We start from the raw sequence: 8,768 nt of genomic DNA on the forward strand, positions 1-8,768 counted from the left end.
GTTCGTGCCACCAACTACCGCAACCAGAGGACTAAACGCGGTCAGGCGAAGCGGGTCATGACGTGCTTCACGCGGGTGTACTCGGCGAAGGAGTAGGACGAGAGGTCCTTTCCGTGGCCGGAGTGCCCGAAGCCGCCATGGGGCATTTCCGAGACCAGCGGCCCGTGGGTGTTGACCCAGACGCAGCCGAAGTCGAGTTCGCCCGAGACGCGGGTCGCGCGTCCGAGGTCGTTGGTCCAGATCGACGACGCCAGCCCGTAGGGGACGCCGTTGGCCAGGCGCACCGCTTCGTCCTCGTCCACAAAGGACTGGACGGTGACGACCGGACCGAAGATCTCCTCCTGCACGATCTCGTCGTCCTGCTTCAGGCCCGAGATCACGGTGGGGGAGAAGAAGAAACCGCGGTCACCGGCAGGAGTGCCGCCGGTCTCCACGCGGGCGTGCGACGGCAGTCGCTCGACGAGACCGCGAACGCGGCCGAACTGCGCCTCGCTGTTGAGCGGGCCGAAGTCCCGGCCGGGTGCCTGCGCGGCGGCGGCCTTCGTGAGTTCCGCGACGAACTCGTCGTGGATCGCCGCGTCCACCAGCACCCGGCTGCCCGCGGTGCAGTCCTGCCCGGCGTTGTAGAACGCCGCGCCGACGATGCCTTCCGCCGCCTCGGCGAGGTTCACGTCACCGAAGACCAGCAGCGGCGCGTTCCCGCCGAGTTCCAGATGCGTGCGCTTGAGGTCGGCCGCCGCCACGGTGGCGACGTCGATGCCCGCGCGGGTCGACCCGGTGATCGAGACCAGCTCGGTGATCGGGTGCTTCACCAGCGCACGGCCGGTGTCGCGGTCGCCGCACAGCACGTTGAAGGCACCCTGCGGCAGGAACTCCGCCGCGACCTTCGCCAGCAGCACGGCCGTCGACGGCGTGGTCTCCGCGGGCTTCAGCACGACGGTGTTCCCGGCGGCCAGCGCCGGGGCGATCTTCCAGACACCCATCATCAGCGGGTAGTTCCACGGCGCGATCTGCGCGCAGACACCGACCGGCTCACGGCGGATCGCCGACGTGTGGCCCGGCAGGTACTCGCCCGCGGCGGTGCCTTCGAGATGCCGTGCCGCGCCGGCGAAGAACCTCAGCGCGCTGACGCACTCCGGGATCTCCTCGTCCAGGACGACGGCCCGGATCTTGCCGGTCTCGCGGATTTCGAGTTCGGCGAACTCCTCCGCGCGGGCCTCGACCGCGTCGGCGATCTTCAGCAGCGCCAGCTGACGTTCGGCGGGCGTGCTCTTGCGCCACACCTTGAACGCCCGCTCGGCGGCCTCCAGTGCGGCGTCCACATCGGACTGTTCGGACAGCACGCTGGTGCCGAAGACGTCGCCGGTGGCGGGGTCCACCAGGTCGAGCGTCCGCGATCCCGCCGCCGGTACCTCGGTGCCGTCGACGAAATTCAGGACCTGAGTCATTTCTTCTCCAGGTGGGTCGGCTCGAACATCTTCAGGAGGGCGGGGACGACGACCACCGACGGGCCCGGCGTACGCAGGGCCTCGGCGAGATCCTTGCCGACGGTGTCCAAAGAGGACACCGTGGCGGTGACGCCGAAGGACTGTGCCAAGGCGGCGAAATCGGGTCGCGCCAGTTCGGTCGCGGTGGACCGGCCGAAGGCGCCGGTCAGATACTCGCGCAAGATGCCGTAACCGCCGTCGTCGATCACCAGCCACGTGACGTCCAGTTCGTGCTGGACCGCGGTGGCGAGTTCGGCGATGCCGTACATCGCGCCGCCGTCGCCGGACACCGCCAGCACCGGGCCGCCGGTGGCGACGGCGCCGCCGAGCGCGCCGGGCAGGCCGTAACCGAGCCCGCCCGCGCCCTGCGCGGTGTGGATCGGTGAACCCTCGGGGTTCCATACCGACCAGGCCCAGTAGGCCGCGATCGTCATGTCCCAGAACGTCTGCGTACCCTCGGGAACCGCCGCGCGGATGTCGTCGATGAGCCTGCGCTCGGCTTCGAGCGGCTGGCCGTCGAGCCGCTCGCGTACCTTGCCCAGCAGTTCGGTCACGGCGGCTTCCGCCTTGCCGTCCGCCTGGCGGAACGGTACCTGCTCCAGAAGTCCTTGCAGGGCAAGGCGGACGTCGGCGTGGATGCCGAGCGCCGGATAGTTCGACTCCAGCTTCCCGAGGTCGGCCTCGACCTGGATCATCCGGCCGCGCGGGGCGAACTCGCGGTAGTTGCTGGACAGCTCGCCGAGGCCGGAACCCAGTACCAGCAGCACATCCGCGTCCGAAAGGAACTCGGTGCTGTGCCAGTCCTCCAGCCACGACTGCCCGGAAAGCTCGTGGTCCCAGGCGAAGACACCCTTGCCGCCGAAGGTCGACAGCACCGGAGCGCGCAGGGCCTCCGCGAGCGCCTTCAGTTCCGCCTGTGAGCCGGAGCGCAGGGCGCCACCTCCGGCGAGGATCACCGGCTTTTCCGCCGCACCAAGGAGATTCGCCGCTTCGGTGATCAGTTCCGGCAGCGGTGCCAGCGGGGCCGGATTCGCGGTCACCGAGGTGATCGATGGCAGATCCGTCGGCGCCAGCAGGATGTCCTGCGGGATCTCGACCCACACCGGGCCGTAGGGGGCGGTGGCCGCCGACTCCCACGCCTCGCGCAACGCCGTCGGGATCTGGCCGACGGTCCGCACGACGTGCACCGATTTGACGACGTCACGGAAACTGGCCTGCTGATCGGGCAGTTCGTGCAGGTAGCCGTGGCGTCCGCCGCCGAGACCGGCGACCGGGATCTGGCTGGAGATGCCGAGCACCGGCACCGACGCGGCCCGGGATTCCTGCAATGAAGCCAAAGTCAGCAGCGCACCGGGGCCGGTCGACACGATCATCGGCGTCACCGGGACCGGGCCCTCGGGGTCCGCTGCGAGCCGCGCGCGGGCGTGCCCGTCGGCCGCGAACGCCAGGTTGTTCTCCACCCGCGAACTGATCACCCGCAGGTCGTCCGTGCGCCGCAGCGCTTCGAACAGGCCGAGCGCGTGCTGGCCGGGCAGGCCGAACACGGTGTCCGCGCCGAGCGCGCGGAGGGTTTCGACGACGACGTCGCCGCCTATCCGTTCTGAGTTGGTCATGCGCCCTTCCCCAAACTGAGCAGGCTCACCAGGTCGTAGGCGACGTGGGAGGCCGCGATGGCGGTGATCTCCGCATGATCGTAAGCGGGCGCCAGCTCCACCACATCCGCCCCGACGAGGTTGAGGTCCCGCAGCCCGCGCAGGATTTCCAGCAGTTCGCGGCTGGTCATCCCGCCCGCTTCGGGGGTGCCGGTACCCGGCGCGTGGGCCGGGTCGAGCACGTCGATGTCGACCGAGATGTAGAGCGGGCGGCCGCCGATGCGCTGGCGCAGCGCGTCGACGGTCTCGGCGACCCCGCGGCGCAGGACGTCGCCGGAGGTGACGATGCCGAATCCGAGCCGGCGGTCCTCTTCCAGATCACGCTTGCCGTAGAGCGGGCCGCGTGTGCCGACGTGGGACAGCGCTTCGGTGTCGAGGATGCCCTCCTCGGACGCCCGCCGGAACGGGGTGCCGTGTGTGTACGGCTCACCGAAGTAGGTGTCCCAGGTGTCGAGGTGCGCGTCGAAATGCAGCAGCGCCACCGGTCCGTGCTTCTTCGCCGCCGCCCGCAGCAGCGGTAGCGCGATCGTGTGGTCGCCGCCGACGGTCACCAGCCGCGTCCCGTCCGCGGTCAGCGCCTCGGCCTCGTCCTGCAGGGTCTCGATCGCCTCCCCGATGTCGAACGGGTTGAGCGCGACGTCACCGGCGTCGACCACCTGGGTTTCGGCGAACGGGGAGACGTCGAGTCCCGGGTGGTACGGGCGAAGGAGCCTGCTGGCCTCACGGAGCGCGGCGGGGCCGAACCGCGCGCCGGGGCGGTAGGACACCCCGGCGTCGAACGGCACACCGAGGACGGCGACGTCGGCACGCTCGACCTGATCGATCCGCGGAAGCCTCGCGAAGGTGGCGAAACCGGCGAACCGGGGCACCTTCGCCGAGTCGACGGGTCCGATCGGGTTCTGCACAGGCACTGTGTCTCCTTCTGGTTTCCGGTGGGAGGTCAGGATTTCGAGGCGGCGAGTTTCGCCGCTTCTTCTTCGGCGACCGCGCTGCCGTTCAGGCGACGGGTCCAGACGGTGAGGATCTCGTCGGAGGTCCGCGGGGTCAGGAAGCTGACCAGCAGGTAGACCGCGAGGCTGGAACCGAGACCCCAGTAGATCGGGCTGTTGGCTTCGACGCCGTCGATGAACATGAACGCGATGACCACGACGGTGCCGACGACCATCGACGCGAGCGCGCCCTGGCGGGTGCCGCGTTTCCAGGCCAGCCCGCCGATGATCGCGACCAGCAGACCGCCGACGAGGATGTCGTAGGCGATGGTCAGCGCGTTGACCACGTCGTCGACGACCATCGCGATGCCGATCGCGACGATACCCAGGATCAGCGTGGTGACGCGGTTCCTGCCGACCTCGTCGACGGCCTTCTTGAGGCCCAGCTTGGACATCAGGTCCGAGGTGCTGACCGTGGAGCAGGCGATGAGCGCGCCGCTCGCGGTCGACATCATCGCCGACAGCGCGGCCGCGAGCACCAGACCGCGGATCCCGGCGGGCAGTTGCTCCTCGACGATGGTCGCGAACGCGTCCTGCGCGCTGGCCAGCGTCGGGTAGAGCGTCTTGGCGGCCGTGCCGATCAGGGCGCCGGCGAGGCCGTAGACCAGGCAGTACACACCGGAGATCACGCCGCCGCCGGTGGCGATGCCCGGCGTCCGCGCGGTGAACACACGCTGCCAGATGTCCTGGCCGATCAGCAGACCGAAGCTGTAGATGAGGAAGTAGGTGAAGATCGTGTCGCCGCCGATGGCGGTGAGTTCGAAGTAGCTCTCGTCCAGCCGCGCGGCCATCCCGTCGAAACCGCCCGCCGAGACGATCGAGACCGGCAGCAGGATGAACAGGATGCCGATCGTCTTGACGACGAACTGGACGATGTCGGTCAGCGTGATCGACCACATGCCGCCGAGCACCGAGTAGAGCACCACGATCGAACCGCCGATGGCGATCCCGGCCCAGCTCGGGACGTTGAACAGCACCTTGAAGATGGTGGCGAACGCGAGCGTCGAGGTGACGGTCAGCATCAGCGTGTACGCCCACATGACGACGCCGGAGATGGCGCTGGTGGAGCCGCCGTAGCGCAGGTCGAGCATCTCGCCGACGGTGTAGACGCGTAGTTTCACCAGCCGCCGTGCGAACAGCGTGTGCAGGACCAGGATGCCGACGCCGATCGCGATGACGAGCCACGCGCCGGAGATGCCGTAGGTGTAGCCGAGCTTCACGCCGCCGACCGTCGAAGCGCCGCCGAGGACGACCGCGGACATCGTGCCCGAGTACATGAACCAGCCGAGGCGGCGGCCCGCGACCAGGTAGTCGGATTTGGTCTTGGCGAGCCGCAGACCGAACCAGCCGACCCCGATCATGCCCGCTATGTAGAGCGCGATCACCGCGTAATCACCGGCCACGGTGTCCTCCTTGCGTTGGGGCTGTTCGCTTCGTTCGGGTCACCGTAGGTTCGTTCGCACCTTGAACGACATGGGATGATCCGTCCAAGGTTGCGTGAAAATGAGGACCAAATGACCCAGATCCACGATCCAGTCGACTCCGATGTGAATGTCCCGTTACGGGCCGTGGTCGGCAACCCGGAACTCGCGATCGACCCGGTCGTGGAGACGCTGAGGCCCGGCGCGCTCGACGCCCCGGTGCGCTGGGCCCACGTCAGTGAGCTGCGGGATCCCGCGCCGTACCTGCTGGGAGCCGAACTGCTGCTCACCGCCGGGGTGAACCTGCCGGCGGAGCCGTCCGAGATCGACCATTACGTCCGGCGGCTGGTGGACGGCGGGATCTCCGCGCTGGGTTTCGGCCTCACCCCGGGCGCGTACGAGACGTTGCCGCCGTCGCTGCGGACGGCTTGTGTGCGGCACGGTCTTCCGCTGCTGGTCGTCCGGCCCCGGACGCCGTTCCTCGCGATCAGCCGGGCGGTGTCGGTCGCGCTGGCCGAGGCCGGGCAGCGGGAACAGCGGCGGATCGCGGTCGCGCGGGAGGCGCTGACCAGGGCGGCGGGCGACGGGGTCGGCGAACTGGTGAACGCGCTGGCCGGACGTCTGCGGGCGTGGGTGGCGCTGGTCGGCGTCGGCGATGTCCTCGCCGCCGACCACGGCGCGCCGTCACCGCTGCCCGGCGAGGTCCGGGAACTGGTCGCCACGCTGCGGGCCGGCCGCGGGATCCGCAGTGCGACGACGGAACTGGCCGACGGCACCCACGTCGTCGCGCAGCCGGTGTACCCGCAGGCGACGGCGTCGCATCTGATCGTGGTCGGCCGCACCTCGCGGTTCGACGGCGCCGACCGCGCGATCCTTTCGGTCGGGGCCGCCCTGCTCGGGCTGGCCGGACGCGCGGGTTCGGACGCCGCCGGTCTCGGCGCCGTCGCCACGGCGTTGTTGCTGGGGGAGACCGGTGCCGCCGACGGGGAACGCCGCCTGGTCGCCGGGATCGCCTACCGCCGCGGCCCCCATGAGGTCGCCGCCCGCTACGACTGGCTGCGTGCCCGGCTGGACACCCCGCTCGTCCGGCTGCGGCCGGGGCCGCGGTTCGACGCGATCGTCGAGGAACCGCCGGAGATCGGCGACCTCGACCGCCTTCGCGCCGACGGCTGGCTCGCCGTGCTGAGTTCTCCCGTCCCGCCCGACCGGCTCCCCGAAGCGGCCGCCGAAGTCGAGTTGCTGCTGAAGCGGGCCAGCGCGCTGGAGCGGCCGGTGGTGGCGGAGCCGTCCGGGCTCGGTCTCGACGCGCTGATCGCGCCGAGCGCGGCCGCCGGGTTCGCCGCCAAGGCCTTGGCACCGCTGCGCGAACTCGACCGGAAAGGGGACCGCGAGCTGGTCGACACCCTGCGGACCTGGCTCGCGCACCACGGCGGCTGGGACCGGACGGCCGCCGAACTGGGCGTGCACCGCAACAGCGTCCGGCACCGGATCGGGCAGATCGAACGGGCACTGGAGGTCGATCTGGCGGATCCGGAGACCCGGATGCGGCTGTGGTTCGCGTTGCGCTGGTCGTGACCGTCGGTCCAATCAGGTCACTCTCAGGAATCTATGGCAACGTAGGGTCGTGCGAATTCTGGTAGTCGAAGACGAAGAACCCCTCGCCGACGCGATCGCACGCGGCCTGCGGCGCGAGGGGATGGCGGTGGACATCGCGCTCACCGGAGACGACGGTCATGAGAAGGCCGCCGTCACCCGGTACGACGTCGTGCTGCTCGACCGCGACCTGCCCGGCATGTCCGGTGACGACCTGTGCCGCGAGATCGTCGCGTCCGGTGAACTGACCCGCGTGCTCATGCTCACCGCGAGCAGTTCGGTGTCGGATCGCGTGGACGGGCTGTCCCTCGGTGCCGACGACTACCTCGCCAAGCCGTTCGCGTTCCCCGAACTCGTCGCGCGCGTGCGCGCCCTGGGCCGCCGCGCGACCCCGGCCGCGCCGCCGCTGCTGACTTCCGGCGACGTCGAATTGGACCCGGCGAAGCGGACCGTCCGCCGTTCGACCGGGCCGATCGAGTTGACGCGCAAGGAATTCGGCGTGCTCGAGGTGCTCCTGTCGGCCGCCGGTTCGGTGGTCAGCAGTGAGGAACTGCTCGAACGCGTCTGGGACGAGAACGCCGACCCGTTCACCACCACGGTCCGGGTCACCGTGATGACCCTGCGGAAGAAACTCGGCGAGCCGGGGATCATCGAAACCGTCGTCGGTTCCGGGTACCGAGTGCCTGAGCAGGGGACCGCACGAGGGTGAACCTGTCCGGCGCTCGCAGTCTGCGTGGCCGGGTCACGCTGCTCGCGACCGGGCTGGTGGCGCTGGTCAGCCTGCTGCTGCTCTGGCTCACCTGGAATCTGGTCGGCGACGCCGTTTCCGCCGTCCCGCAACTGCCGCCGGGTACCACGGTGCGGGTCGACGGCGTGGACGTCGACGCCTCCGCCGTCACCGAGCATCTGCGGATCTACGCCCGGAACCGGGTGCTGCTGTTCGGCGCGGTCGCGTTCTGTTTCGTGGTGCTGGCGGCCGGGATCCTGGCGTGGACGTTCACCGCGCGCGTCCTGCTGCCGTTGCGCGAGATCACCGGTACGGCACGGCGGCTGTCGATCGAGTCGATGGGGGAGCGGATCGGCGAGGTCCGTACCAAGGACGAACTCGCCGAACTGGCCGAAACCTTCGACGACATGCTCGACCGGTTGCAGGCCGCGTTCGACGCGCAGCGGCATTTCGTCGCGAACGCCAGCCACGAACTACGGACGCCGCTCGCCGTCATCCGCACCGAACTCGACGTCACCCTCGCCGACGAACAGGCCGACGAGGCGGAACTGCGGCGGATGGCCGGCGTGGTGCGCGACGCGACCGAACGGGCCGAGCGCCTGGTCGGCTCGCTGTTGTTGCTCGCGCGGACGGACGGCGCCGGGCTGGTGGCCAGGGAACCGGTCGACCTCGCGGTGATCGTCGCTAGCGCGTGGCGCGCGGTACGGGCCGACGCCGAGAAACGGGGCATCCGCGCCGAATTCGCCACCGCGGGCGCGCCGGCGTTCGGTGATCCCGCGCTCCTGGAACGGATCGCGGGCAACCTGCTGGAGAACGCGATCCGGCACAACGTCGACCGCGGCTGGCTGGACGTCGTCACGCAAGCCGGTCCACAGTGGTCGGTGCTGCGGGTGCGCTCT

At 70.1% G+C, this 8,768-nt stretch carries 7 protein-coding genes; 3 read left to right on the forward strand and 4 right to left on the reverse strand.

The features are described 5' to 3' along the window. Positions 1-41: 41 nt before the first annotated feature. From H5J31_RS29430 to H5J31_RS29445, 4 genes are read right to left on the reverse strand one after another with little or no spacing between them, the layout of a single operon-like run. Positions 42-1,448: an aminobutyraldehyde dehydrogenase gene (locus H5J31_RS29430; protein WP_181775912.1), complete on the reverse strand. Its 1,407-nt coding sequence runs from the start codon at positions 1,446-1,448 to the stop codon at positions 42-44. Next, complete coding sequence (locus tag H5J31_RS29435; RefSeq protein WP_181775913.1) at positions 1,445-3,100, reverse strand: thiamine pyrophosphate-binding protein; 1,656 nt, start codon at positions 3,098-3,100, stop codon at positions 1,445-1,447. The genes H5J31_RS29430 and H5J31_RS29435 overlap by 4 nt, the downstream gene beginning before the upstream one ends. Continuing rightward, positions 3,097-4,050 (reverse strand): agmatinase, encoded by a 954-nt coding sequence (gene speB / locus H5J31_RS29440; RefSeq protein WP_181775914.1) that lies wholly within the window; start codon positions 4,048-4,050, stop codon positions 3,097-3,099. Before speB ends, H5J31_RS29435 begins: the two co-directional genes overlap by 4 nt. A gap of 29 nt (positions 4,051-4,079) precedes the next feature. Further along, positions 4,080-5,531: a sodium:solute symporter gene (locus H5J31_RS29445; protein WP_181775915.1), complete on the reverse strand. Its 1,452-nt coding sequence runs from the start codon at positions 5,529-5,531 to the stop codon at positions 4,080-4,082. 111 nt (positions 5,532-5,642) lie between these two features. Between H5J31_RS29445 and H5J31_RS29450 the strand changes: the two genes are divergently transcribed. The 3 genes from H5J31_RS29450 to H5J31_RS29460 form a co-directional block, all read left to right on the forward strand. Then, positions 5,643-7,124 (forward strand): PucR family transcriptional regulator, encoded by a 1,482-nt coding sequence (locus H5J31_RS29450; RefSeq protein WP_181775916.1) that lies wholly within the window; start codon positions 5,643-5,645, stop codon positions 7,122-7,124. A 49-nt stretch (positions 7,125-7,173) separates the two neighbouring features. Then, the gene (locus tag H5J31_RS29455) at positions 7,174-7,851 is read left to right on the forward strand and encodes a response regulator transcription factor (protein ID WP_181775917.1); all 678 of its coding nucleotides are present in this window, start codon (positions 7,174-7,176) and stop codon (positions 7,849-7,851) included. After that, positions 7,848-8,768 (forward strand): sensor histidine kinase (locus tag H5J31_RS29460; RefSeq protein ID WP_181775918.1); only part of this gene is annotated, 921 nt, incomplete at its 3' end. The genes H5J31_RS29455 and H5J31_RS29460, both read left to right, overlap by 4 nt.

The organism is Amycolatopsis pittospori, from assembly GCF_013870525.1.
Lineage (GTDB): Bacteria > Actinomycetota > Actinomycetes > Mycobacteriales > Pseudonocardiaceae > Amycolatopsis > Amycolatopsis pittospori.